Annotated in this window: 20 protein-coding genes; 12 read left to right on the top strand and 8 right to left on the bottom strand. The window is 62.7% G+C overall.

Going from position 1 to position 24,458, the window contains the following annotated elements:
• Window positions 1–7: 7 nt before the first annotated feature.
• Both BMI85_RS16540 and BMI85_RS16535 read right to left on the bottom strand, forming a co-directional pair.
• Window positions 8–3,076 (bottom strand): efflux RND transporter permease subunit, encoded by a 3,069-nt coding sequence (locus tag BMI85_RS16540; RefSeq protein ID WP_078602060.1) that lies wholly within the window; start codon window positions 3,074–3,076, stop codon window positions 8–10.
• Between the two features lie 10 nt (window positions 3,077–3,086).
• Entirely contained in the window at window positions 3,087–4,343 is a 1,257-nt protein-coding gene (locus tag BMI85_RS16535) for an efflux RND transporter periplasmic adaptor subunit (RefSeq protein WP_078602059.1), read from the bottom strand.
• A gap of 318 nt (window positions 4,344–4,661) precedes the next feature.
• On the opposite strand from BMI85_RS16535, the gene BMI85_RS16530 reads away from it, so the two are divergent.
• Window positions 4,662–4,964 (top strand): hypothetical protein, encoded by a 303-nt coding sequence (locus BMI85_RS16530; RefSeq protein ID WP_078545282.1) that lies wholly within the window; start codon window positions 4,662–4,664, stop codon window positions 4,962–4,964.
• A 50-nt stretch (window positions 4,965–5,014) separates the two neighbouring features.
• Here the strand turns inward: BMI85_RS16530 and BMI85_RS16525 are convergent, their stop codons facing one another.
• From BMI85_RS16525 to BMI85_RS16515, 3 genes are all read right to left on the bottom strand, one after another.
• A complete protein-coding gene (locus tag BMI85_RS16525) occupies window positions 5,015–6,115 on the bottom strand; it encodes a glycine betaine/L-proline ABC transporter ATP-binding protein (protein WP_078602058.1) in 1,101 nt (366 codons plus the stop codon).
• Window positions 6,108–7,019 (bottom strand): proline/glycine betaine ABC transporter permease, encoded by a 912-nt coding sequence (locus tag BMI85_RS16520; protein WP_078602057.1) that lies wholly within the window; start codon window positions 7,017–7,019, stop codon window positions 6,108–6,110. The genes BMI85_RS16525 and BMI85_RS16520 overlap by 8 nt, the downstream gene beginning before the upstream one ends.
• A 92-nt stretch (window positions 7,020–7,111) precedes the next feature.
• Window positions 7,112–8,119 (bottom strand): ABC transporter substrate-binding protein, encoded by a 1,008-nt coding sequence (locus BMI85_RS16515; RefSeq protein WP_078602056.1) that lies wholly within the window; start codon window positions 8,117–8,119, stop codon window positions 7,112–7,114.
• Between the two features lie 249 nt (window positions 8,120–8,368).
• Here BMI85_RS16515 and BMI85_RS16510 point away from each other — a divergent pair, with 249 nt between their 5' ends.
• Together BMI85_RS16510 and BMI85_RS16505 are read left to right on the top strand one after the other, a co-directional pair.
• The gene (locus BMI85_RS16510) at window positions 8,369–9,454 is read left to right on the top strand and encodes a diacylglycerol kinase family protein (RefSeq protein WP_078602055.1); all 1,086 of its coding nucleotides are present in this window, start codon (window positions 8,369–8,371) and stop codon (window positions 9,452–9,454) included.
• Window positions 9,451–10,236: a metallophosphoesterase family protein gene (locus BMI85_RS16505; protein ID WP_078602054.1), complete on the top strand. Its 786-nt coding sequence runs from the start codon at window positions 9,451–9,453 to the stop codon at window positions 10,234–10,236. The genes BMI85_RS16510 and BMI85_RS16505 overlap by 4 nt, the downstream gene beginning before the upstream one ends.
• Here BMI85_RS16505 and BMI85_RS16500 read toward each other — a convergent pair whose 3' ends face one another.
• Window positions 10,237–10,716, bottom strand: a complete 480-nt coding sequence (locus BMI85_RS16500; RefSeq protein ID WP_078522117.1) for a MarR family transcriptional regulator — start codon at window positions 10,714–10,716, stop codon at window positions 10,237–10,239. It abuts the gene before it with no gap.
• 253 nt (window positions 10,717–10,969) lie between these two features.
• Between BMI85_RS16500 and ectA the strand changes: the two genes are divergently transcribed.
• From ectA to BMI85_RS16465, 7 genes are all read left to right on the top strand, one after another.
• On the top strand, window positions 10,970–11,500 hold the full coding sequence (gene ectA, locus BMI85_RS16495; RefSeq protein ID WP_232621702.1) for a diaminobutyrate acetyltransferase: 531 nt from the start codon (window positions 10,970–10,972) through the stop codon (window positions 11,498–11,500).
• A 48-nt stretch (window positions 11,501–11,548) separates the two neighbouring features.
• On the top strand, window positions 11,549–12,835 hold the full coding sequence (ectB, locus tag BMI85_RS16490; protein WP_143595143.1) for a diaminobutyrate--2-oxoglutarate transaminase: 1,287 nt from the start codon (window positions 11,549–11,551) through the stop codon (window positions 12,833–12,835).
• Between the two features lie 53 nt (window positions 12,836–12,888).
• Entirely contained in the window at window positions 12,889–13,290 is a 402-nt protein-coding gene (locus tag BMI85_RS16485; RefSeq protein ID WP_075775937.1) for an ectoine synthase, read from the top strand.
• Between the two features lie 10 nt (window positions 13,291–13,300).
• Window positions 13,301–14,731 (top strand): aspartate kinase, encoded by a 1,431-nt coding sequence (locus tag BMI85_RS16480; RefSeq protein WP_281481441.1) that lies wholly within the window; start codon window positions 13,301–13,303, stop codon window positions 14,729–14,731.
• A 171-nt stretch (window positions 14,732–14,902) separates the two neighbouring features.
• A complete protein-coding gene (locus BMI85_RS16475) occupies window positions 14,903–16,315 on the top strand; it encodes a cytochrome ubiquinol oxidase subunit I (RefSeq protein WP_210402377.1) in 1,413 nt (470 codons plus the stop codon).
• Window positions 16,312–17,325 (top strand): cytochrome d ubiquinol oxidase subunit II, encoded by a 1,014-nt coding sequence (gene cydB / locus BMI85_RS16470; RefSeq protein ID WP_078571393.1) that lies wholly within the window; start codon window positions 16,312–16,314, stop codon window positions 17,323–17,325. The genes BMI85_RS16475 and cydB overlap by 4 nt, the downstream gene beginning before the upstream one ends.
• A 186-nt stretch (window positions 17,326–17,511) precedes the next feature.
• Complete coding sequence (locus tag BMI85_RS16465; protein WP_078602050.1) at window positions 17,512–19,794, top strand: FdhF/YdeP family oxidoreductase; 2,283 nt, start codon at window positions 17,512–17,514, stop codon at window positions 19,792–19,794.
• Here the strand turns inward: BMI85_RS16465 and BMI85_RS16460 are convergent.
• Complete coding sequence (locus BMI85_RS16460) at window positions 19,791–20,969, bottom strand: MFS transporter (protein WP_078602049.1); 1,179 nt, start codon at window positions 20,967–20,969, stop codon at window positions 19,791–19,793. The genes BMI85_RS16465 and BMI85_RS16460 overlap by 4 nt on opposite strands.
• Window positions 20,970–21,053: 84 nt before the next feature.
• Window positions 21,054–22,067, bottom strand: coding sequence for an NAD-dependent epimerase/dehydratase family protein (locus tag BMI85_RS16455; RefSeq protein WP_078602048.1), 1,014 nt, complete (start codon window positions 22,065–22,067; stop codon window positions 21,054–21,056).
• A 421-nt stretch (window positions 22,068–22,488) separates the two neighbouring features.
• Between BMI85_RS16455 and rplO the strand changes: the two genes are divergently transcribed.
• Together rplO and secY are read left to right on the top strand one after the other, a co-directional pair.
• The gene (gene rplO, locus BMI85_RS16450; protein ID WP_078540200.1) at window positions 22,489–22,956 is read left to right on the top strand and encodes a 50S ribosomal protein L15; all 468 of its coding nucleotides are present in this window, start codon (window positions 22,489–22,491) and stop codon (window positions 22,954–22,956) included.
• 103 nt (window positions 22,957–23,059) lie between these two features.
• Entirely contained in the window at window positions 23,060–24,430 is a 1,371-nt protein-coding gene (gene secY / locus BMI85_RS16445; protein WP_078602047.1) for a preprotein translocase subunit SecY, read from the top strand.
• The last annotated feature ends 28 nt before the right edge of the window (window positions 24,431–24,458 follow it).

The raw sequence follows: 24,458 nt of genomic DNA, 5'->3' as shown, positions 1-24,458 counted from the left end.
TCATGCGTCAGCCTGCGGCCAGACGTTTCGCTTCCGCTTCCTTGAAGGATTTATCCGAGGGCGCGATGAACGTGTAGAACATCGGCACCACGAACAGCGTGAACATCGTCCCGATCAGGATCCCCGAGAAGATCACGAGGCCCATCGCCTTGCGCGCCTCTGCGCCCGCGCCTTGCGCGAGGATCAGCGGCACCACGGCCAGCGCCATTGCGGCGGTGGTCATCAGGATCGGACGCAGACGGGTCTGCGCGGCCTTCACGATGGCCTGCCTGCGGGTGAGGCCCGATTGCTCGCGCTGCTGATTGGCGAACTCGACCATCAGGATACCGTGTTTCGTGATCAGACCGACCAGCGTGATCAGCCCCACCTCGGAATAGATGTTGAGCGTGCCCAACCCGAGGTTCAGCGGCAGCACGGCCCCGAAGATCGTCAGCGGCACCGTCATCATGATGATGAAGGGGTCGCGGAAGCTCTCGAACTGGGCGGCGAGCACGAGGTAGATCACCAGCACGGCCGCCGCGAAGGCGATCAGGATGGTGTTGCCCTGCTGCGTCTCGATCCGCGACTGGCCCGAATAGTTCACATAGAAACCTTCGGGCATCACCTGCTTGGCGATGTCGACGATGGTCTGCACGCCCTCGCCGGTGGAGCCACCGGGCAGCGGCAGTGCCGTGATCGTGGCCGCGTTCAACTGGTCGAACTGTTCGATCGAAGACGCGTTCACCCCGGTGTCGATCTTCACGAGCGACGACAGCGGGATCATCGCCCCCGAGGACGAGCGCACGAAGTAACGGCCCAGCTCTTCGGGATTCGCGCGGAACCGCTGCGGCACCTGCGGGATGATGTCGTAGCTGTTGGAGTCGCGGTCGAACTGCGCCACCGACGCCTCGCCCACCAGCAAGCCCAAGGTCGAGCCGATATCCGAGACCGGCACGTTCAGCGCCGCCGCCCGGTCGCGGTCGATCGTGACATTGACCTGCGGGCTGTCGAAGTTGAGCGAGTTCTGCACGACGATGAATTTGCCCGAGGCCTGCGCCTTGTTCTTGATCTCCTCGGCCACCTCGGCGACGCGTTTCGCGGAGTGGATCGACTGGATCACCACCGAGATCGGCAGGCCGCCCCCGGTGCCCGGCAGCGACGGCGGGGCGAAGGCAAAGCCTTTCAACCCGGTCGATTTGCCGAGATCGCCCTGAATTTCCTGCTGGATTTCCTTCTGGCTACGGGTGCGGTCCGCCCAGTCTTTTAGCGCCCAGATATAGATGCCCTGAGAGCTGTCCCCGCCGAAGCCCGCGATCGAGAAATCGGTGCGCACTTCGGGAATATCGGCCGTGTCGCGCCCGACCTGGTCGATATATTTCTGGGTGTACTCGCTGGTCGCGTAGCGCGGCCCGTTCAGGATCGCGAAGAGCGCACCGTTATCCTCATCCGGGGCAAGCTCGGAATTGGTGTTCATCAGCATGAACCCGGTCACGCCCACGAGCGAGGCGACGATGAGAAGGGTGATCCCCCGCAGATCGAGCGAGCCATCGACGCGCCGCCCGTACCAACCCGAGAGCCGGTCGAAATTGCGGTCGACGAAGGCCTGGAAGCCCTTGGACTCGCCATGTCTCAGCAGGCGGCCCGACATCATCGGCGTGATCGTCAGTGCGATGATCCCCGACAGGATCACCGACCCCGCCAGCGCGAAGGCGAATTCCCGGAACAACTGCCCCGTCAGCCCGCCGGTGAAGCCCAGAGGCGCGAGCACCGCGGCCAGCGTGATCGTCATCGCGATGACCGGCCCGGTGATCTCTTTCATGCCCTGCACGGCCGCCGGGATCGGTTTCATTCCCTCTTCAATATGTCGGTGGATATTCTCCACCACCACGATCGCGTCATCGACAACGAGCCCGATCGCCAGCACCATTGCCAGCAATGTGAGAAGGTTGATCGAGTATCCCAGCGCCAAGAGCACCGCGAGCACCCCGATCAGCGAGAGCGGAATGGTCACGATGGGCATCGCGACGGAGCGCAGCGAGCCGAGGAACAGCAAGATCACCACGGTCACGATCGCGACCGCTTCGCCGATGGTCTTGAATACCTCGTGGATCGAGGCCGAGATCGTCTCGGTCGAGTCGTAGACCAGCTGGATTTTCATCCCTTCGGGGAGCGAGGCGTTGATGTCGGGCAGCGCCTTGCGCACTGCCGCCGCCGTATCGAGCGGGTTGGCGGCGGGCGTCGGGTAGACGCCGAGGAACGTGCCCTCCTTGCCCTCGAAAGTGACGATCTCGTTCTCGGAGGCCTTGGCGAGTTCGATCTTCGCGACATCGCGCAGCCGCACCACGTCATCGCCCTTGCCCGAGATCGGCAGCTTGCCGAAGGCTTCGGGCGTTTGCAGCGTGGATTGCAGCGTGATCGACTGGGCGACGTACTCGTTCTTCGTCTTGCCCGGGGCCGAGAGGAAATTCGACGCCTGAATCGCACCCACGACTTCCGATGCCGTGACGCCGCGCGCGGCGAGCTTGTCCGGATCGATCCAGACCCGCATCGCGTAATCGGAAGCGCCGATGATCTGGGTCTGGGCCACGCCCGGAATCGTGGACATGCGCGGACGGATCACCCGGCGCAGATATTCGGTCAGCTGCTCGGGTGTCATGTTGGGGTTGAGCGCCGCGAGATACATCAGCGCGAAGGTCTGGCCGGTGCCCTTCTGGATCACCGGATCCTTCGCCGCCGAGGGCAGCTGGCCTTTGACCTGCTGCACCTTCGAGAGCACCTCGGTCATCGCCGCGTCGGAGTTCGACCCGAGCTTCATGTGGACCGAAATGACCGAGGCCGAGGGCCGCGACTGGGTGGTGACGTAATCGACGTTCTCAGTAGTCGCCACGGCGGCGGCCAGCGGCGAGGTGATGAAGCCCTGAATCAGTTCGGGCGAGGCGCCGGGATAGGCGGTGGTGATCGTGACCACCGTTTCCTCGACTTCCGGATATTGGCGGACGGGCAGGTTGAAATACGCCTGTGCGCCCAGCAGGAGCATGAACGCGCCCAGCACCATCGACAGGACGGGGCGGCGGATGAAGATCTCGGAGATGTTCATGGGCTTGGCCTTACTGCGCCTTCGCGCCGTCTGATGTCGTGTCCGATGCCCCGTCAGAGGCGGCGTCCGAAGCGCTATCCGCGGAAGCGTCCGACGTCGCGTCGGAGTTTGCCTGCGCGTTGCCCTCCATGCCGAAGGCTTTCATCACCTCTTCGGTGGAAGGCGCGTCGGGATCGGGCGAAATCGCGTTGTCGATGCTCACCGTCGCGCCGGAGTTCAGCTTGTTCTGGCCCGCGTTGACGACCATGTCGCCCGCCTTCAGCCCCTTCGTCACTTCGACGAGCGTGCCCGAGCGGCGTCCGAGCGTGATGAAGACCTGCTTGGCCACCAGTTGCGGCTGGTCCGCGCCTTCGGGCGTTTGCTTGCGCACCACGAAGACCGAGTCGCCGTAGAGGTTGGAGCTCACCACCGTTTGCGGCAGCGCGATCACGTTGTCCTCGGAGGGCAGCACGACCGTGACATGGACGAACTGGCCGGGCGTCAGCTTTCCTTCGCCATTGGGCACCTCGGCGCGCAGGGTCACGAGCCGCGAATTCGGGTCGATCTTGGGCTCGATGCCGGTGATCTTGCCTTCCAGATCGACCGAGCCGTCCTCGGTCTTCACCTTGACGGTCTGGCCCGCTTCGGCGTGACGCGCCTGCTGTTCGGACAGGGTGAAATCGACGCGCATGTGGTCGCGATCCTGCAGCGTCGCATAGGTGGTGCCGGTGCCGACATACTGACCGACCTCCACCTGCGGGATGCCGATGATGCCTGCGAAGGGCGCGGTCAGGCGCTTCTTCTCGAGCACGGCCTGCAGCTTCGCGACGCTTGCGCGCGCTTCCTGCGCGCTGGCTTCAGCCTGATCGAGATTGGACGTGGCGGACACGCCCCGGTCGGCAAGCTGGCGTGCGCGCTTGAGATTGGTCTCCGCCAGATCCTGCGCGGCCTTGGCCGAGGCCAGATCGGCGCGCTCGGAGCTGTCGTCGATCTGCATGAGGACCTGGCCCTTCTCGACCTTGTCATTCGCCTTGAAATGGATCTCCTGCACGGTGCCGCCCATTTCGACGGCCAGTTCGGTGCCGCGCACGGCGGCGGCGGTGCCGATCGCCTCGAGGCCCGGCTGCCAGGTGATCGGCTTCACTTCGCTGACCGAAACCGCCACGGGGGGCTGCGTCATGTTTGCGAAGAACTGCGCGATCATCTTCGAGCGGAAAAGATTGTAGCCGACGACGCCACCCACCACGAGGATGAGCGCGACGAGGGCGATGAGGAGGCGTTTGATCATTTGGCTGTCCCGTCAAAATCCCTGTTTGCACGCAAATACGACCCCGCCGGCCGAGCTGCGCGCGATTTCTGAACCATTTGGTTCACGTCCTTGTCATGTCAATACGCGAGTGACGTTAAAAGGATGGGTCACAGTGCCGTGAAGGCAAGGCGGAAAGTCTGTGCGTGAGAGCAATTACAGGGCTTCACGAATGCTCACCTCGCGAAAATCTGATTTTTCTGTGCTCGACGGTGAAGAAGAGTGCATTATCTCAACCTGTACCTGCGATCCTGACGACCTGACGTCGCTTTGCAGCGATGTCTGGTTTTAGGAGTTTATATGGATCCCCTGTCTTTTATGCGCATCGGCTTCGAGGCCGCGCGGATCGGCTTTGAGGCCCAAGCGGTGATTTCGATGCGCGTCGCGGGAATGATGGGGCTCTGGGATGTCTCCCCGCTCGAATCGCTCCAGATGGTGCAGGAAAAACCCGTGGCGGTCGTAGCTGCGGCGGAGGCTGCGGCATTTGCGCTTTTGCGGGGGCAAACGGCGGATCGGGCGATTTCGGCGTCGATCACGCAGATCGGAAACCACACCAGCGCCAATATGACGCGATTGTCGCGCCGTGGACCCAGCTGGCTCTGACGGCACTGGCCGGGCAGGGCCGCCACGCTTACGCGGCGACCCAGTAGTCTTCAGGCGGCGCTGTCTTCCTCGACCTCGTCATCGCCTTCTTCGACGCTTGCGGGCGTCACCATGGCGGTCAGGATCGTCGTCATGTCGACCATGCCGATCGGCTTGTTGGCCGCGTCGACAACCGTCGCCGTACGCACCTCGGCATCGGCCATCCGGCGCGCGATCTTTTCGAGCACCGAGCTGGCTTTCACCTTCATCTTCGGCAACTCGCCCTCGGGCAGAGGCAAGGCGATGGTCTCGGCACGGATAACCCGGCCACGGTTCACCTCGCGCACGAACTCGGCGATGTACTCGTTCGCCGGGCGCAGCACGATTTCCTGCCCCGTGCCGACCTGATTGAGCGCGCCGTCACGCAGGATCGCGATCTTGTCGCCAAGGCGCAGCGCCTCGTCGAGGTCGTGGGTGATGAAGACGATGGTCTTCTTCAGCTCGGCCTGCAGGTCCAGAAGCACCTTCTGCATATCCATCCGGATCAGCGGATCGAGTGCCGAGAACGCTTCGTCCATCAACAGGATGTCCGCGTCGTTGGCCAGCGCGCGGGCGAGGCCCACCCGCTGCTGCATCCCGCCCGAGAGCTGGTTCGGATAGTTATCCTCGTAGCCCGCGAGCCCGACGCGCTCGATCCATTTCTTCGCGATCGGTTCCGATTTCGACCGGTCGACCCCTTGGATATCCAGCCCGTAGCAGGTGTTTTCCAGCACGGTCCGGTGCGGCAGAAGCGCGAACTTCTGGAACACCATCGCCGTCTCATGGCGACGGAATTCCCGCAGTTCCTCTTCGTTCATCTTCACCACGTCGCGGCCGTTATAGAGGATCTCCCCGGCCGTGGGCATGATCAGCCCGTTGATGTGGCGGATGAGCGTCGACTTGCCCGAGCCCGACAGGCCCATGATCACCGAGATCTTGCCCGGCGGCAGGGTAAGGTTGATGTCCTGCAGGCCCAGAACGTGCTTGTGCTTGTCGTTAAGCTCTTCCTTGCCCATGCCGGCCTGCACCTTCTCCACGTAATCCTTGGGGCGCGCCCCGAAGATCTTGTAGAGATTGCGGATCTCGATGCCCGAGCGGTTGCCGGTATCGGTGTTGGTCGTGGCATCAGTCATGGCCGGCCTCCGAATGTTTCTGCAGCCGCTTGCCGAACGCCTGGCTCGCGCGGTCGAAGATGATCGCGATCGCAACGAGTGCGAAACCGTTCAGGAAGCCGATGGTGAAGAACTGGTTGTTAATCGCCTGCAGCACGTTTTTACCGAGGCCACCAACGCCGACCATCGAGGCCACGACGACCATCGCCAGCGCCATCATGATGGTCTGGTTGACGCCCGCCATGATCGTCGGCAGCGACAGCGGGAGCTGCACGCCCCAGAGCTTCTGACGGGGATTGGCGCCGAAGGCGTCCGCGGCTTCGATGACTTCCTTGTCCACGAGGCGGATGCCCAGATTGGTCAGGCGGATCATCGGCGGAATCGCGTAGATCACAACGGCGATCACGCCGGGCACCTTGCCGATACCGAAGATCACGACGACCGGGATCAGGTAGACGAAGGATGGCATGGTCTGCATGACATCGAGCACCGGCGTCAGGATTTTCTGCATCCGGTCCGAGCGCGCCATCAGGATGCCGATCGGCAGGCCGAGGATGATCGCGATCAGCGTCGCTACCGTGACCATCGCGAGGGTGGTCATCGTGTCTTCCCACAGTCCGAAGATACCGATGAAGGCAAGGCCCAGGGAGGAGCCGATCACGATCTTCACATTGCGCGAGGCGAACCACACCACGACGAGGATCAACGCGAAGATGACGAACCAAGGCGTGTCCACGAAGGCGTGTTCGAGGGTGTTGAGAAACCATTGAAGCGGCCGGGTGGCCGCGTCGATTTGATCGGAATAGGCGCGGACGATGCCGCGAAACCCGTCGTCGATGCCCATGCGCATGTGGCGCAGGGTGGAGTTGGGAAGGGAAGGGAACTCACACATCAGTTCCGGCAAGCCCCAGCATGAAGATGCCATCTTGTTATGTCCTCCGGTCGATTATTTGCGCCGGTTAAAAGAAAACGCGCGCGAGGCTCCCCTCACGCGCGCCAAAATCTCGGATCGCCCGCTCAGAGCGCGTCCTCGACCTTCTTGATCACGTCGTCAGAAAGCCATGCCTTCCAGACGTCCGGATAGTTCTCGAGGAAGTAGTAAGCGGTGTCCTCGTTGGTGCCTTGGTTGTCGGCCTGCCATGCGAGGAATTCGCCCACGGTCTTGTTCGACCATTCACGCTTGCCAAGGTAGTCCATCGCAACTGCGTTGTTCTCGGCGAATTCCTTGGTCACGACCGTGTACACGTCCGAGGTCGGGTAGGCGTTGGGCTTGGGATCGACGCAATCGGCCTGCGAGTTGCACTTGTCCCAGGCTTCCTTGTCGCCCTCGACGCCCGCGTCGAGCTTGACCATCGGGTATTTGCCGAGGATCGCGGTCGGGGCCCAGTAGTAACCCAGCCAGCCCTTCTTGGACTCGTAGGCATTGGCGATCGAGCCGTCGAGGCCCGCAGCCGAACCGGTGTCGACCAGCTTGAAGCCCTTCTCCTCGGCCTTGTGAGCCTTGAAGCGGTTCGCGGTCGAGATCTGGCAGTTCCATCCCGACGGGCAGTTGTAGACGCCACCGATGGACGGCTCTTCGGGATCGGGGAACAGATCGGGATGCGCCAGCGCATCGTCGACCGTCTTGATCTCGGGGTGCTCGTCGGCGACGTATTTCGGGATCCACCAGCCTTCTTCGCCGCCATCCTTGAGGATTTCGGCAGCGATCACGAGGCGATCTTCGCTGACGGCCTTGTCGAGCGCGACTTTCACCGCGTTCACCCAAAGCTCGGGTGCGATGTCGGGCTCGCCCTTCTCGTTCATCGAGGTGAAGGTGGGCATCGTGTCGCCGGTCACCAGCGTCACGTCACAGCCGTAGCCGTTTTCGAGAATGATCTTGTCGACCCAAGCAGCGACCCCGGCCGAAGCCCAGTTCATTTCGGCTTCGGTAACGGAACCACATTCGCCATCGGCGGCGAAGGCGGGCGCCGAGAAGGTCGCCAGCGGCAGTGCCGTCAGTAACGCAGCAAGCGCTTTCTTGTTCATACAGTTCTCCTGTTGTGGCAGCTTTGATTGAAGCGATCCGCGCGGGCTGCCGCCGTGATATCGGTCGCGTTAAGTCCCCGTTTTTCCCCAGGTTGGAATCTTCGCACAGTCACGCTCACGCGATAACGGTCGCAAGACTTGCCAAATTCCGACACTCTATGTCGTAAATAACCAAGTCCCGAGGCGCAACCTTTTCACGGACCTTTCCACCTCCCTGCGGCGTTACAGCCGCGACGAAGAGGTGACATCATGACTGCCGAGCCAAAGGATTCCGTCAAACCGGAGAATGATACGGGGCCTGAAAGCCTCGTGGATCGAGACGCGAAATCCGCGCTCCAGTCCGGGTTGAAGGACGAAAAAGGCGATGAAAAATTGACGAATGGCACCCCGCCGGAGCCGAGCGTCGCATTGCGCCGACAAGCGGTCGCGTTGATTGCGAACCCCTCTTCGGGCGGCAACGCAAAAGATGAAGAGGCGATCCGCCGCGCGATGGATGCGCTTGGTGACGGTGCGTCCCTTTACCGCTGGTCCCCGGAAAGCGACATTGTGGCGACCGTGCGCAAGGCGCTCGACGACGGTGCGGAGATGATCGTCGCAGCCGGCGGCGACGGCACTGCAATGGCCGTCGCGGGTGCGCTGGTGGGGCAGGAGGTGCCGATGGCGGTGCTGCCGCTCGGCACGTTCAACTTCTTCGCGCGCGGGCTGCGACTCTCCGAGGATCCGGAGGAGGCGGCGCGCGCGATCCGCGAAGGCAATGCACATCCGATCCGGGTCGGCGAGGTGAACGGGCAGGTGTTCCTGAACAACGCGTCGCTTGGGATCTACCCGTCGATCCTCAAGGCGCGCGAAGATATTTACGCCCGCTGGGGCCGTCGCCGGATCGTTGCGCATTGGTCGGTCGTCAAGACCTTCCTGCGCTTCCAGCGCCCGATGCGGCTGAAAATTACGGCGGACGGGGAGACCAGGAACCGTCGCACCGCGCTCGTCTTCATCGCGCGCTCAGCCTATCAGCTCGATTTCTTCGGGCTCGACGGGGCGACGGTCATCAGTGACGACGCCTTCGCGGTGCTGGTGGCGAAGGCGCAGAGCCGTCGCGACCTCTTCCGCCTGTCGGCGCGGCTGGTGCGCCGCAAGACCAAGCAGGGCGAGGATTACGAATTGATCCGCGCAAAATCCTTCGAGATCGAAACCGCCCGCGGGCGCGGCCTGCTGGCCTTCGACGGTGAGAAGTGCCGCGAAGAAAGCCCGTTCCGCTTCAAGATGTCCGACGCGCCGCTCTGGATCGTGCTGCCGGCCAAGGACACAGAAAACGAGACCCAAGACACGACCGCATGACCCGTATCGTTCACCTTTCCGATCTGCATTTCGGGCGCAGCCTGCCCGAGCTCGAGGCGCCGCTGCTGACAGCGGTGAACCGGCTCGCGCCGGACCTGACGGTGATCTCCGGGGACTTCACGCAGCGCGCCCGGCGCGGCCAGTTCGCGCAGGCGCGGCTGTTCGTGGAGCAGATCGAAAGCGAGACCCTTTCGGTGCCCGGGAACCACGACACACCGCTCGACAATCTCTTCCTGCGGATGCTCAAACCCTTCGGGCGCTACAAATCCGCGATCAATCATAATCTGGAGCCAGTTTTCGAGACCGATCACCTCAAGGCGGTCGGCGTGAACACCGTGAACCGCTTCGCCTGGCAGCGCGGCAAGGTGCCCGAGCGGACGATCTCCCGCCTGTGTCGGGAATTCGGCGAGGCGGGCGAGAGGCTGCGAATCGCGGTGATGCACCATCCGCTCGAACATGGGCCCGAAGTCGACAAGGCGCTCATGGACGGGGCAGGGGATGCGCTGGAGGGGATGTCGGACTGCGGCGCGGATCTCGTGCTCTCGGGGCATCTGCACACCGGATCGGTGGCGCCTTTCTCGGCGGTGCCTGGCATTCTGTTCGTGCAGGCGGGGACGGGCCTGTCCTCGCGGCTGCGCGGCGAGCCCAATACGTTCAACGTGATTGAAGGGGGGCGCGACGCTCTGTCGATCACGCTCTATGGCGCGCGCGACATGAGCTTCGAGCCAATCGGGGCCGACGAGTTCACGCGGGGCCCCGATGGGGCTTGGGTCAAAGGCTGATCAGTTCGGCTTGCCCGAAATGTCGCCCCAATCCAGAACCGGCGCCGCGTCGATGTCATGCGCGTCGAGCATCGAGGCCACGCGCTCGAGCGAGGCAATGATCTGCGCCTGCTCCCAGTCTTCCAGCGCCTCGAAGCGGCGCACGAAGATCTGTTGCAGCGCATCGGGGGCCTCGTCGATCGCGCTCGCGCCAAGTTCGGTAATCACGATATCGGTCTGACGGCGGTCGCGCTCGGAGCGCTGACGGGTCACCATGCCCTTGCGCTCGAGCTTGTCGATCAGCGCCGTCATCGTTGCCTGACTCACGCCCATGCGCTGTGCGATCGCCTTCGGTGTGGACCAACCTTTTTCGGAAATCACCTGCAGCACGCGGAACTGCGCAGGCGTCAGCCCGGCAGCCTTGGCCAGGTCGCGGCCGAACATTTCGGTCGCGCGCAGGATTCTACGCAAAGCGATCAGGCTCGTATCGACACGCTCCATCAGGCGGCGGGCCCCTTTTTTATCAAGACGACCCAGTATCGCAGAGAGTTCCGTGCTCTGCAATTGCTTGGCTTTGCTAAGTTTATCGTGTTCGTTTTTACTCATTTGCTTTGTCATGCTAATGGTATTTAGGGCTTATAAGCAAGAATATAAGGCTATGAGCGGAACTTTTCCGGGTTCCATTAGTTAGGTGGTTGAAATTTTCGACCACATGAACTACTTAGGCTACCGAAGCAAACGAGAGGAAAGAGCCGTGCCGCAAGTCGAGTCGATCAAGAAGGGTTCTAAACTGGTCTTCCGTAAGCCGGAGTCCGAAGACGGCAGCGAAATCTGGAAGCTGATCCGCCGCTGCAAGCCGCTTGATGAAAATTCGATGTATTGCAACCTTCTGCAGTGCGATCACTTCGGGGACACCTGTGTCCTCGTCGAGCGCGAAGGCGAAGTCGTCGGCTGGATTTCGGGCTACATCGCCCCGTCCGAGCCCGACACGTTCTTCGTGTGGCAAGTGGCTGTTTCCCCCGACGCACGCGGTCTTGGCCTTGGTAAGCGCATGCTGCGCCACCTCATCCAGCGCGACGTCGCCGAAGACTGCACCAAGCTGAAGACGACCATCACCGAAAGCAACGAAGCGAGCTGGGCGCTCTTCCGCTCCTTCGCACGTTCGATGGGCGGCGAGTTGACCGATGAGGCGCACTTCCACGAAGAAGACCATTTCGACGGCCATGCCTCGACCGAGCATATGGTCACCATCACCTTCCCCGAGGAGGCGCGTGCCGCCGCCTGATCTCAGGCCGCGCACCCTCCTCATTCCCCCAATTCTATGGAGTCCCCCATGACCGTTCATTCGACGGATAAAACGATCTTTACCCAACGCGAATCTGAGGCCCGCTCCTACTGCCGTGGCTTCGATACCGTTTTCACCAGCGCGCAAGGCTCGGAGCTGACCGACGCCGAGGGCAACACCTATATCGACTTCCTCGCCGGTTGCTCGTCGCTGAACTACGGGCACAACGACCCGGACATGAAGCAGGCGCTGATTGAGCACCTGACCGAAAACAAGATGGGTCACGCGCTCGACCTGCACACCGACAGCAAGGCCAAGTTCCTGAGCGCGTTCGAGGAGCACATCCTCGCGCCGCGCGGCATGGACCATAAGCTGATGTTCATCGGCCCGACCGGTGCGAATGCCGTCGAAGCCGCGATGAAAATCGCGCGCAAGGCGACCGGCCGCACCAACATCATTGCCTTCACCAACGGCTTCCATGGCGTGACCATGGGTGCGCTGGCGGCGACCGGTAACGGCTACCACCGCGGTGGCGCCGGCATGGACACGCATGGCGTGACCCGCATGCCGTACGACGCCTATGCCGATGGTGTGGATTCGGTCGCGCTGCTCGACCAGATGCTCTCGGACGCCTCGGGCGGTATCGACGCTCCGGCGGCGATCATGCTGGAGACGGTTCAGGGCGAGGGCGGCCTCAACGCCGCAAGCCCGGAATTCGTGAAAGGCGTCGAGCAAGTCGCCCGCAAGCACGGTGCGCTGTTCATCATCGACGACATTCAGGCAGGCTGCGGCCGCACCGGCACCTTCTTCTCCTTCGAGGAGATGGACGTGATGCCGGACGTCGTGACCCAGGCGAAGTCGATCTCGGGCTTCGGCATGCCGATGGCGATGGTTCTGGTGCGTCCCGACTACGACGTGTTCGGCCCGGCCGAGCATAACGGTACCTTCCGCGGCAACACCCATGCCTTCGTGACCGCCACTGTGGCGATCGAGAAGTTCTGGGCCGACGACAAGTTCCAGAAGGAACTGGCCGTGAAATCGGACGTGCTGCGTGAAGGTCTGGCCGCCGTGGCCGATCTCGTGCCGGGTGCCTTCCTCAAGGGCCGTGGTCTGATGCAGGGTGTCGATGTCGGCACCGGCGAGCTGGCTTCGGCGATCTGCGGTCGCTGCTTCGAAAAAGGTCTCGTGATCGAAACCTCGGGCAATGACGACCAGGTCGTGAAGGTCCTCGCACCGCTGACCACGCCGATGGAACAATTCCGCAAGGGGCTGGAAATCCTGCGCGAAGCCGCCACCGAGGTGACCGGCGAGCGCACGGACATCGCGGCGGAGTAATCCGTCGCTGCCTCCCCCAGCGACCAAGAAATTCAGATACGGAGACACATCACATGATCGTTCGTGATTTCAACAAGCTTAAAAACACCGACCGCGACGTGTCCGACGCCGATTGGAGCAGCGTGCGCATGCTGCTCGCCGACGACAAGATGGGCTTCAGCTTCCACATCACGACGCTGAAGGCCGGTTCGGACCACACGTTCCACTACAAGCACCATTTCGAGAGCGTCTACTGCATCTCGGGCAACGGCCACATCACCGAGCTCGACAACGGCACGCGCCACGAAATCAAGCCGGGTGTCATGTATGCGCTGAACCTGCATGACCACCATCGTCTGGTAGCAGGGGACGAAGACCTCGTCATGGCCTGCTGCTTCAACCCGCCGGTGACCGGCAACGAAGTTCACCGTGAGGACGGCTCTTATGCGCCGGCCGAAGAACTGGAAAATTCGTAAGGGGGCCAAATTGACCCACCAGAATCACACAGTCGAAAAGATCGGCGGCACCTCGATGAGCCGCGTGGACGAACTGCTCGACACGCTGTTCATCGGAGACCGCAAGGGCGCCGATCTTTACAACCGCATTTTCGTCGTCTCGGCGTTTGGTGGCATCACCAATCTGCTGCTCGAACATAAGAAGTCGGGCGAGGCGGGCGTCTATGCGCAATTCGCAAAAGCCGACAGCGAACATGGCTGGCACGAGGCGCTGAGCCGCGTCTCGTCGGCGATGGTCGAAGCCCATGAGAGCGTGCTGACGCATCCGGGCGACATCTCGCAGGCCACCGAATTCGTGCGTGAGCGTATCGAAGGCGCGCGCAACTGCCTGATCGACCTGCAGCGCCTGTGCTCCTACGGGCACTTCCGCCTCTCGCAGCACATGCTGCAGATCCGCGAATTGCTGTCGGGTCTGGGCGAGGCGCATTCGGCCTTCGTCACCACGCTCCTGCTGCAGCGCAACGGCGTGAACGCACGTCTCGTCGACCTCTCCGGTTGGCGCGACGAGACCGATCACGACCTCGAAGGCCGGATCATGGGGGCGATGAAGGATGTCGACCCGGCGTCCGAAATGCCGATCGTGACGGGATATGCGCAATGCGCCGAAGGCCTGATGCGGGAATTCGACCGTGGCTATTCCGAGGTGACCTTCTCAATGCTCGCAGCCCTCACCGGCGCGCGCGAGGCAATCATCCATAAGGAATTCCATCTGTCCTCTGCCGACCCGAAGCTGGTGGGCGAAGGCAAGGTGCGCAAGCTAGGCCACACCAACTATGACGTGGCCGACCAGATGTCGAACATGGGCATGGAGGCGATCCACCCGAAAGCCGCCAAAACCCTGCGCCAGGCGGATGTTCCGCTGCGCGTCACCAACGCGTTCGACCCGGGCGATCCGGGCACGCTGATCGACGACAAGCCTGCCAAGGAAGCGGCGGTCGAGATGGTGACCGGGCTCGATATCATCGCGCTGGAAGTGTTCGAACAGGACATGGTCGGCGTGAAGGGTTACGACGCCAAGATACTCGAAGTGCTGACGCGTCATGGCGTGCGCATCGTGTCGAAAGCGTCGAACGCCAACACGATCACGCACTATGTCGACGCGCCGATCGAAGTGCTCCAGAAGGTCGAGAAAGACCTCTGCGAGATTTACCCGTCGGCGGAAATCTCGGCGCGGATGCTGTCGATGGCTTCGGTCATCGGGCGTGACCTGAAGGGCCTCTCGGTTCTGACCCGAGGTCTGCAGGCAATCGCCAAGGACGGCATGGAAAGCCTCGGCGCGACTCAGGGTCCGCGCAATGTCGATGTGCAATTCGTGCTCGAACGCGGTGATCTGAAACCCGTTATCAAGGCGCTCCATGAGGAGTTCATCCCGGAAGAAAGCGCCCTCAAACAAGTCGCCTGAAATAAGCGACATTGAACTGATGAAGCCCGTGCGGATCTCCGTGCGGGCTTTTTTCTTTGGCTGCGACAACCCGTCCCAGTTGGGCTTTGAACCACGTTCCGGCGGTTGCCGTATCCTCGGGCAAGTCTAGTTCTTATCACGCAACGTGCAGAAACGCGGACGGCCATGAGCATTTTCGACATACCGACACTCGATCTGGCGCGGGCGCAATTCGCCTTCGTCGTCTCGGCGCATATCGTCTTTCCAGCCTTCTCCATCGGGACGGCAAGTTACCTGATGGTGCTGGAAGCCCTGCGGATGATTACCGGCAAGGAGGTCTTCCTGAGGATCTTCGAGTTCTGGAAACATATCTTTGCAGTGGTCTTCGGGATGGGCGTCGTCTCTGGCGTCGTGATGTCCTACGAGTTCGGCCTGAACTTCGCGCATTTCTCCGACAAGGCGGGACCGGTGATCGGGCCGTTGATGGGCTACGAGGTGATGACCGCCTTCTTCCTCGAGGCCGGTTTCCTCGGGATCATGCTCTTCGGACGCAACCGCGTGAACAAGTGGATCTACATGTTCGCCGTGACGATGGTGGCCTTCGGCACGTTGCTCTCGGCCTTCTGGATCCTCTCGGTCAACAGCTGGATGCAGACGCCCGCGGGCTTCGCGATGAACGATGTCGGCCAATTCATCCCGCAGAACTGGTGGGAGGTGATCTTCAACCCCTCGCTGCCCTATCGCTTCGTGCATATGGTGCTGGCGGCCTACCTGACCACGGCGCTCGTCGTGGCCGGGGTCGGGGCTTGGCACCACATCAAGGGCACGGCGGATGACGCGGTGCGCACGATGTTCCGCATGGCGGTGGCGATGATCCTCGTGACCGCGCCGATCCAGATTTTCGCAGGCGACCAGCACGGGCTCAACACGCTCGAACACCAGCCCGCCAAGATCGCGGCGGTGGAAGGGCATTGGGAAACCAGCAAGGGCGCGGGCCTGATCCTGTTCGGCATTCCGAACCCGAGCCAGGAGCGCACCGATTACAAGATCGAGGTGCCCTATGCGTCCTCGCTGATCCTGACACACTCGCTCGACGGCGAGGTGCCCGGCCTCGGGGACTTCCCGCCGAATGAACGCCCGCCGATGACGATCGTCTTCTTCACTTTCCGCATCATGGTGGGGCTCGGCTTCGCCTTCGCGGCGATCGGGCTCTGGGGCGGCTGGCTGATGTGGCGCAAGCGCCTGCACGAGCCGGGGCTGTTCCACAAAGTGGCGCTGGTCTTCGCGCCGGGCGGGTTCCTCGCGATCATCATGGGCTGGTTCACCACCGAATTCGGCCGCCAGCCCTATACGGTCTATGGCCACTTCACGACCGCGGAATCGGTGTCGAACCTCAGCCATGGCGCAGCCTGGGCGGCGCTGATCGGCTTCGTGGTCGTTTACGCCTTCCTGTTCGGTTCGGGCACTTTCTACCTGCTGCGACTGATGCGGCGCGGGCCGGAGTCGGCGGAGCCCGTCGAGAACACACCCCAGCGCGCCGGCGGCGTGGCGGGCGCGATGCTCGCCAATGATGTGACGACCGAGAAAGAGGAGGCCCACGTATGAGCGGCTTCGCCCATTATCTGCCCGACATCTGGGCCGCGATCATCGCCTTCGCGATCCTGACCTATGTGGTGCTCGACGGGTTCGACCTCGGCATTGGCATCCTCTTTCCCTTCCTCGGCTCCGAGGAGAACCGCACCCGCGCGATGAATTCGGTCGCGCCGGTCTGGGACGGTAACGAGACATGGTTGGTGATGGGGGGCGGCGGTCTGCTCGCCGTTTTCCCGCTGGCTTACGGGATCATCCTCAACGCGCTTTATGTGCCGATCATCATCATGCTGCTCTCGCTCGCCTTTCGTGGCGTGGCCTTCGAATTTCGCGGCAAGACCAGGCGCTGGCAGAAGCTCTGGGACAAGGCGTTCTTCGGCGGCTCGCTGATCGCGACACTGGCGCAGGGCGCGATCCTCGGTGGGCTGCTGCGCGGCCCCGAAGTGACCGGGCGCACCTTCACCGGCGGCCCGTTCGACTGGGTGAGTTGGTTCTCGCTCGGCACGGCGCTGGCGCTGGTCGCGGGCTATGTGATGCTGGGTTCGGCCTGGCTCGTCATCAAGACCTCGCACGGGCTTTACGATCTGGCGCGGCGCGTCGGGCAGGTGTCGCTGATCGTGACACTCGGGTTTATCGCTCTCGCCTCGCTCGCGACGCCGTTCCTGCATCCCGAATATTATCACCGCTGGTTCCAGTGGCCGGGCGTCATCTGGAGCGCCGTGGTGCCGCTGTTGCTGATGGTGGCGGGCTTCGGCTACTGGACTGCCATTCGATCGGATCGCGGCGTGGTCGCCTATCTTTCGGGGATTGCGATCTTCATCCTGTGCTTCATGGGGCTCGGTCTGTCGATCTTCCCCTATATCGTGCCCGCCTCGATCACGATCCGCGAGGCGTCGACCACGGCGATGTCGCAGGGCTTCATTCTGGTCGGCGCGGCGATCTTCCTGCCGATCATTCTCGCTTATACGGCCTATGCCTATTGGGTGTTCCGCGGCAAGACATCGGAGCATGAGCATCACTACTGAGTGAGGCTACGGGACGGCCGGAACCGACCGGGCGCAGGCAGGGTTGGAACGATGTGACCCACATCCCGCGCATCATATGCAGAGCCTTTCCCTCTGCGGTCCTCAGCCGGTCGGCTGGCCTGCGCGCGCCCCTCGGGGCGCGCGCAATTTCATATGCGCGGATCGACCCCGGAGGAGCGACGCGCCATGTCTGACAAGCTTGATAAACTACCCGAAGAAAGCGGCCCCTCCGGTGGTTGGGGCTCGATGCGGGGCATTGCCCGGGTCTTTGGCGACTCCTGGCCCTCGCCGGATGTGCTGCGCGAGCTGGAGCGTCAGAACAAACCGGGCGGTCTCATGTGCTCGTCCTGTGCTTTCCCGAAACCCGCCAATTACCACCCGTTCGAATTCTGCGAGAACGGGGCGAAGGCGACGCTGTGGGAGATGACCAAGTCGCGTCACACGCCGGAATTCTGGGACGACCACACGGTTGCTGACCTGATGGACTGGTCCGACCACGAGCTGGAGAAGACCGGCCGTCTGACCGCGCCGATGCGCTACGACCGCGCCACCGATCGCTATGTCGAGGTGAGCTGGGACGAGGCCTTCTCGGAGATCGGGTCGATCCTGAAAGGTCTGCCGAAGAAGGAAGTCGTGTTCTACTCATCGGGCCATGCGGGTCTGGAGGCCAGCTATCTCTGGGCGCTGATGGCCCGCGCCTATGGCAACAACAACCTGCCGCAAAGTTCGAATATGTGTCACGAGACGACGTCGGTCGGCCTGAAGAAGGTGATCGGCTCGTCGGTGGGCACGGTGCTTTGGGAAGACCTTGAAGAGACCGATTGCTACTTCTTCTTCGGCCAGAACCCCGGCACCAACTCGCCGCGCTTCCTGCATCCGCTGAAGGCGGCGAAGGATCGGGGCGCGAAGATCGTCACCTTCAACCCGGTGAAAGAGCAGGGGCTCGTCAGCTTCGTCGATCCGCAGAACATCCGTGACATGGCGACGGGGCGTGAGACGATCATCTCCGATCAATATCACCAGCTCAAAGCGGGCTCGGATATCGCGGCGCTGACCGGCCTGTGCAAGGCGGTCATCGAAGAGGACGAAAAAGCGCAGGCACAGGGCCGCTCGGCGATCATCGACTGGGACTTCCTGAAGGAACACGCGGTCAATTATGACGGGTTTCTGACCTTCTGCCGCACGACGCCGTGGGACAAGATCACCGAGGAATGCGGGCTGTCCGAGGCCGAACTGCGTCAGGCGGCGGATGTCTATATCCATGCCGAGAAGGTCATCGGCGTCTATGGGATGGGGCTGACCCAGCACGCCCATGGCGCGACCAATATCGGGATGCTGGTGAACTTCCTCGCGCTGCGCGGTAATATCGGGCGCAAGGGCGCGGGCTGCTGTCCGGTGCGCGGACACTCCAACGTGCAGGGCCAGCGGACCGTCGGCATTGCCGAGAAGGCCAAGCTGATCCCGATGGATAAGCTCCGCGAGCTTTACGGCTTCGAGCCGCCGCAGGAAGACGGCTACCACATCGTCGACGCGGCGCAGGCGATGATGGAGGGCAAGGTCTCTGCCATGTTCTCGCTTGGCGGCAACCTCGTGCGCGCGCTGCCCGATAGCGAGCGGATCGAAGAGGCGTGGCCGAAGCAGAAGCTGACGGTGATGATCTCGACCAAGCTCAACCGCTCGCATCTCTATCCGGGCGAGGTGGCCTATATTCTGCCGTGTCTCAGCCGGTCCGAGAAGGACGAGCAGGAGAGCGGCAATCAATATGTCTCGGTCGAGGACAGCTTTTCGAAGATCCACGGCTCGCTTGGCAAAAGCGCGCCCGCCTCGGACAAGCTGAAATCCGAACTGGCCATCACCTGCGGCATTGCGAAAGCCGCCTGCGATCCGAACCCGAAGCTGCAATGGGACGAATGGGTGAAGGATTATTCCGTCGTCCGCGATCTGATCGAAGCGACGTATCCGGACGACTTCCGCGGCTTCAACGAGCGGATGAACGAACCGGGCGGGTTCTGGCGCGGCAACCCGGCGCATGATCGCATCTGGAAGACGGAAAGCGGCAAGCTGGAATTCACCACGCCTTCCAAGCTCAACGCGCTTGGCTTCGAGGACAAGCCGGGCCGTTTCCGGATGATCACCATGCGCTCGAACGATCAGTTCAATACCACGATCTATGGCTATTCGGACCGGTTCCGCGGCATCGAAGGGACGCGCGACGTGCTGCTGATGAACAAGATCGACATGGCCGATCTGGGGCTCGAGCACGGCGATCCGGTCGTGGTCCACGGCGACATGGATGACGGCGTCGCGCGTCGCAAGACCGGGCTGAGCGTCATCACCTTCGAGCTGCCGCGCGGCACGGTCGGAGGCTATTACCCGGAATGCAACGTGCTGGTGCCGGTGGGGCTCAATGACGAGCTGTCGAAGACCCCCGGCTCCAAGGGCGTCCCGGTCCGCATCGAGAAGGCCTAAGCAGGAACGGCGGCGGGGCGGCGGCTATCGAGCCATGCGATGGCAAGGAAGACGAGCCCAGCCGCCGCCAGCCCCGCGCCGACATAGCCGGTAGCCGTCCAGCCATAGCCGTTCGCAAGCGCGATCCCGGCAAGGAACGGCCCGATCGCATTGGCGAGGTTGAAAGCCGCGTGGTTGAGGGCGGCGGCGAGTGTCTGGGCCTCGCCCGCGACCTCCATCAGCCGCATCTGCATCGGGATCACCATCCCGGCGGTCGACCCGAGTGCGATCATCGCCACCGACATCGCGACCCAGTTGCCGATCGTGAAGGTGTAGAGGATCGACATCACGATCATCCCGCAAAGCAGGATCACGCCTGCGCCGAAGCGCGACCAATCCGACAGCTTGCCCGAAATCCAGTTGCCCAGCGTGCCGCCCACGCCAAAGGCGGAAAGCGCCACGGGGATCGTCCAGGCGGGGCCCGCCTGCGTGTCGATCATCGCCGCCGACAGATAGGAATAGACCGCGAAGATGCCGCCGAAGCCGATCGAACCCACCAGCAGCGTCAGCCAGACCGAGCGATTGGCCAGCGCGCCCAGCTCGCGCATCGGGCTGGCATTCGGGTCGCGCGGTGTCGCGGGAGCGACGCGCGCGATCATCAATGCTGAGGCCGCGCAGATCACCGCGACGATGGCAAAGCCCCAGCGCCAGCCGAAATTCTGCCCGATCGCACCTGCGAGCGGCACGCCCACGATATTCGCGATGGTCAGCCCGGTGATCACCATCGCGATGCCCTGCGCCCGTTTGCCCACGGGCATCAGATCGGCGGCGAACAGCATCGCCATCCCGAAATAGGCGCCATGCGGCAGGCCCGAGGCGAAGCGCGCCGCCATGAAGCTATCCATGTTCGGCGCGAACCCGGCCAGAAGGTTCGCCACCGCATAGAAGCCCATCAACCCGATCAGGAACTGCTTGCGCGGGATTTTCGCCCCGATTACCGCCAGAAGCGGCGCGCCGATCACAACGCCAAGCGCATAGGCCGAGATCGCATGACCCGCCCGCGCCTCGGAGATCCCGAAATCGGCCGCGTAATAGGGCAGCAGCCCCATGGACGCGAACTCGATCACGCCGATACCGAAAGTGCCGAGGGCCAGCGACAGGATCACGGCCCGCGCGTGGCGGGGTTCGAGCGTCATGGGTAGTCTCCGAAAATAGGTGTAGCGCCGAGTATCAGCCCCGTGACTTAGGCGATTGCTGCGCTGCGGCAAGGGGAGGAGGGGTTATTTCCCGTAATAGTCGCGGAACCATGCCACGAATTTCGCGATCCCCTCGCGCACATCGGTCTGCGGACGGTATCCGGTGAGGGATTGCAGAAGCGAGGCATCGGCCCAGGTCGCGGGCACGTCGCCTTTCTGCATCTCCATGTAATTGCGCTGCGCGGGGCGGCCCAGCTCGGCCTCCAGCGCATCGACGAAGTCCAGAAGCTTCACCTTGTCCGAATTGCCGATATTGACGATCCGGTAGGGGGCCACGGGCGAGAGGCTGTCGCCCTCGGCGATCTCGTCGCGCGAGGCGGGGCGCTCGGGGACTGCGTCGATCAACAGGCGGATGCCGCGCACGAGGTCTTCGACATAGGTGAAGTCGCGATACATCTCGCCGTGATTATAGATGTCGATGGGGCGGTCGTTCAGGATCGCATCGGTGAACTTGAACAGCGCCATGTCGGGACGGCCCCACGGCCCGTAGACCGTGAAGAAGCGGAACATCGTCGTCGGCAGGTTCCACAGATGAGCATAGGAATGGCCCATCGACTCGGTCGCCTTCTTCGTCGCCGCATAGATCGTCAGCTGCGTGTCGGCCTTGTCGGTCTCGGCATATGGCATGTCCTCGTTCGCCCCGTAGACCGACGAGGTCGACGCCATCAGAAGGTGCTGTACCTCGTGGCGGCGCGCGGCCTCCATCACGTTGAAGGTGCCGACGATGTTCGCGTCGATATAGGCGCGGGGTTGTTCAAGGCTGTAGCGCACGCCGGCCTGCGCTGCGAGATGGACGATGATCTCCGGTTCGAACTCATCCGCCATCGCGTCGAAGGTTTCGAGATCTTCGAGCATCCCCTCGGTCGCGGAGAAATTCGGGTTCTGCAGCAGCATCGCATGGCGGCGCTGTTTCAGGGCGACATCATAGTAGTCGGTCATCCCGTCATAGCCATGCACCCGATAGCCCTCGTCGAGCAGCAGCTTCGCCAGATGGTAGCCGATGAAACCTGCGGTGCCGGTGATCAGGATGCGCGTCATGAATGTCCCTCGCAAATGCTGCATCTGCAGTAGCGAGCGGGGGGCGGGAAGGTCAAGCGCCGCGCGGGATAAGAGAACGCCCCGGCCGTGTGGACAGCCTCGTCTGCTCGGGCTCGCCGACCGGCGCGTTGGCGTCAATCTAGACCAGCGGCTGGCTCATCGCGGCATCGTGATGGGGCGGCGAGAGATCGGAGGCGCCATACCACGCCTGAGGTGCGTAACCTTCGGGCGACCGGCCCGGTGGGGCAGGGCGCGCGCTAGCCGTGACACCGCCCCGATTGCGCGAAAACGCGGGAGTTGCGTGCGCGAGGCAAACGCACTATACGCCCCCGGTGGCCCGACGGCCGCATCAGAATCAACACGAAAAGCCGTGTCCCTTCCGCACTCGCTTCGGGAAGGTGTTCCGGCAAGGAGAAGCGATATGAAACTCAATGAACTGCGCGACAACGAAGGCGCGGCCCAGAAGAAAAAACGCGTCGCCCGCGGTCCCGGCTCGGGCAAAGGCAAGATGGCTGGCCGTGGTATCAAAGGTCAGAAGTCGCGTTCGGGTGTGGCCCTGAACGGTTACGAAGGCGGCCAGATGCCGCTCTATCGTCGTCTGCCGAAGCGTGGCTTCACCAAGCCGAACGCGAAGAAGTTCAACGTCGTGAACCTCGGCCAGATCGAGAAATTCATCGAAGCCGGCAAGCTCGACGCGAAGTCGGACATCACCGAAGACGCGCTGGTCGCGGCCGGTGTCGTGCGCCGCAAGCTCGATGGCGTGCGTGTCCTCGCAAAGGGCGACATCAAGTCGAAAGTGACCCTGAACGTCACCGGTGCTTCGAAATCGGCCGTTGAGGCTGTCGAGAAGGCTGGCGGTTCGGTCACGGTGGCGCAGGCCGCTGAATAAGCTGTTGTGAGCGGGCCTCGGCCCGATTACATAGGCGAAGGTTTTCTAGGCGCCGCCGACCGGGAACCGGTTGGGCGGCGCTTTACATGAAAGAGACGAGCATATGGCATCTGCTGCAGAGCAAATGGCGGCGAACCTCAGCTGGGACGCCCTGGGCAAAGCCACCGAGCTGCGCCAGCGCATCTTCTTCACCATTGGTTTGCTGATCATCTACCGCCTCGGGACCTATATTCCGGTTCCGGGCATCGACGCGCAGGCACTGCGCGAATTCATGCAAAGCGCGGGCTCTGGCCTCGGCGGCGTGTTGTCGATGTTCACGGGCGGTGCGCTCGGCCGGATGGGCGTCTTCGCGCTCGGCATCATGCCCTACATCTCGGCCTCGATCATCATCCAGCTTCTGACCGCTCTGGTGCCCGCACTCGAGCAGATGAAGAAGGAAGGCGAGCAGGGCCGCAAGAAGATCAACCAGATCACGCGCTATGCGACCGTTGCTCTGGCGACCTTCCAGGCATGGGGTCTGGCCGTCTCGCTCGAGAAGGGCGATCTGGCGCATGATCCGGGCCTGTTCTTCGTCGCTGCCGTGGTCATCACGCTCGTCGGCGGCACGATGTTCCTGATGTGGCTGGGTGAGCAGATCACCGCACGCGGCATCGGCAACGGCATCTCGCTGATCATCTTCGTCGGTATCGTCGCGGAAATCCCGGCGGCTCTGGCCCGCTTCCTGGAGCAGGGCCGCGCCGGTGCGATCTCCACTCCGGTGATCCTGGGCGTGATCCTGATGATCGCGGTCGTGATCACCTTCGTCGTCTTCATGGAACGCGCGCTGCGCAAGATCCATATCCAGTATCCGCGCCGTCAGGTGGGGATGAAGGTCTATGATGGCGGCTCCAGCCACCTGCCGATCAAGGTGAACCCGGCGGGCGTCATCCCGGCGATCTTCGCCTCGTCGCTGCTGCTGCTGCCGACCACCATCGCGACCTTCTCGGGCCAGAACACCGGTCCGGTGATGTCGACGATCCTCGCCTATTTCGGGCCGGGTCAGCCGCTCTACCTGCTGTTCTACGTCGCGATGATCGTGTTCTTCGCCTACTTCTACACCGCGAACGTGTCGTTCAAGTCGGACGAAGTCGCGGATAACCTGAAGAGCCAAGGCGGCTTCGTGCCCGGCATCCGGCCCGGCAAGAAGACCGAAGAATATCTCGACTACGTCGTCAGCCGCATTCTCGTGATCGGTTCCGCCTATCTCGCCGCGGTCTGCCTTCTGCCCGAGATCCTGCGTTCGCAGCTGTCCATTCCGTTCTACTTCGGCGGCACCTCGGTTCTGATCGTGGTCACCGTTTCGATGGACACCATCAACCAAATTCAGTCGCATCTTCTGGCCCACCAATACGAGGGTCTGATCGAACGCTCGCAGCTTCGCGGCCGTTCGGGCAAGAAGAAGAAGGGGCCGCGCAAGCCGCCCGCGCGCCGCTAAATCCGCCAAGCGTTTTCAGGGGGAGCCG

Origin of the sequence: Thioclava sp. DLFJ4-1 (genome assembly GCF_002020145.1) — a bacterium.
GTDB lineage: Bacteria > Pseudomonadota > Alphaproteobacteria > Rhodobacterales > Rhodobacteraceae > Thioclava > Thioclava sediminum.
Note: the sequence above shows the minus strand (reverse complement) of the source record. Positions and strands in the feature narration are given on the sequence as shown.

Coding starts and splice junctions, on each gene's coding strand:
- BMI85_RS16540 (WP_078602060.1), bottom strand. CDS start 3,076: ATGAACATCTCCGAGATCTTCATCCGCCGCCCCGTCCTGTCGATGGTG.
- BMI85_RS16535 (WP_078602059.1), bottom strand. CDS start 4,343: ATGATCAAACGCCTCCTCATCGCCCTCGTCGCGCTCATCCTCGTGGTG.
- BMI85_RS16530 (WP_078545282.1), top strand. CDS start 4,662: ATGGATCCCCTGTCTTTTATGCGCATCGGCTTCGAGGCCGCGCGGATC.
- BMI85_RS16525 (WP_078602058.1), bottom strand. CDS start 6,115: ATGACTGATGCCACGACCAACACCGATACCGGCAACCGCTCGGGCATC.
- BMI85_RS16520 (WP_078602057.1), bottom strand. CDS start 7,019: ATGGCATCTTCATGCTGGGGCTTGCCGGAACTGATGTGTGAGTTCCCT.
- BMI85_RS16515 (WP_078602056.1), bottom strand. CDS start 8,119: ATGAACAAGAAAGCGCTTGCTGCGTTACTGACGGCACTGCCGCTGGCG.
- BMI85_RS16510 (WP_078602055.1), top strand. CDS start 8,369: ATGACTGCCGAGCCAAAGGATTCCGTCAAACCGGAGAATGATACGGGG.
- BMI85_RS16505 (WP_078602054.1), top strand. CDS start 9,451: ATGACCCGTATCGTTCACCTTTCCGATCTGCATTTCGGGCGCAGCCTG.
- BMI85_RS16500 (WP_078522117.1), bottom strand. CDS start 10,716: ATGGAGCGTGTCGATACGAGCCTGATCGCTTTGCGTAGAATCCTGCGC.
- ectB (WP_143595143.1), top strand. CDS start 11,549: ATGACCGTTCATTCGACGGATAAAACGATCTTTACCCAACGCGAATCT.
- BMI85_RS16485 (WP_075775937.1), top strand. CDS start 12,889: ATGATCGTTCGTGATTTCAACAAGCTTAAAAACACCGACCGCGACGTG.
- cydB (WP_078571393.1), top strand. CDS start 16,312: ATGAGCGGCTTCGCCCATTATCTGCCCGACATCTGGGCCGCGATCATC.
- BMI85_RS16465 (WP_078602050.1), top strand. CDS start 17,512: ATGTCTGACAAGCTTGATAAACTACCCGAAGAAAGCGGCCCCTCCGGT.
- BMI85_RS16460 (WP_078602049.1), bottom strand. CDS start 20,969: ATGACGCTCGAACCCCGCCACGCGCGGGCCGTGATCCTGTCGCTGGCC.
- BMI85_RS16455 (WP_078602048.1), bottom strand. CDS start 22,067: ATGACGCGCATCCTGATCACCGGCACCGCAGGTTTCATCGGCTACCAT.
- rplO (WP_078540200.1), top strand. CDS start 22,489: ATGAAACTCAATGAACTGCGCGACAACGAAGGCGCGGCCCAGAAGAAA.
- secY (WP_078602047.1), top strand. CDS start 23,060: ATGGCATCTGCTGCAGAGCAAATGGCGGCGAACCTCAGCTGGGACGCC.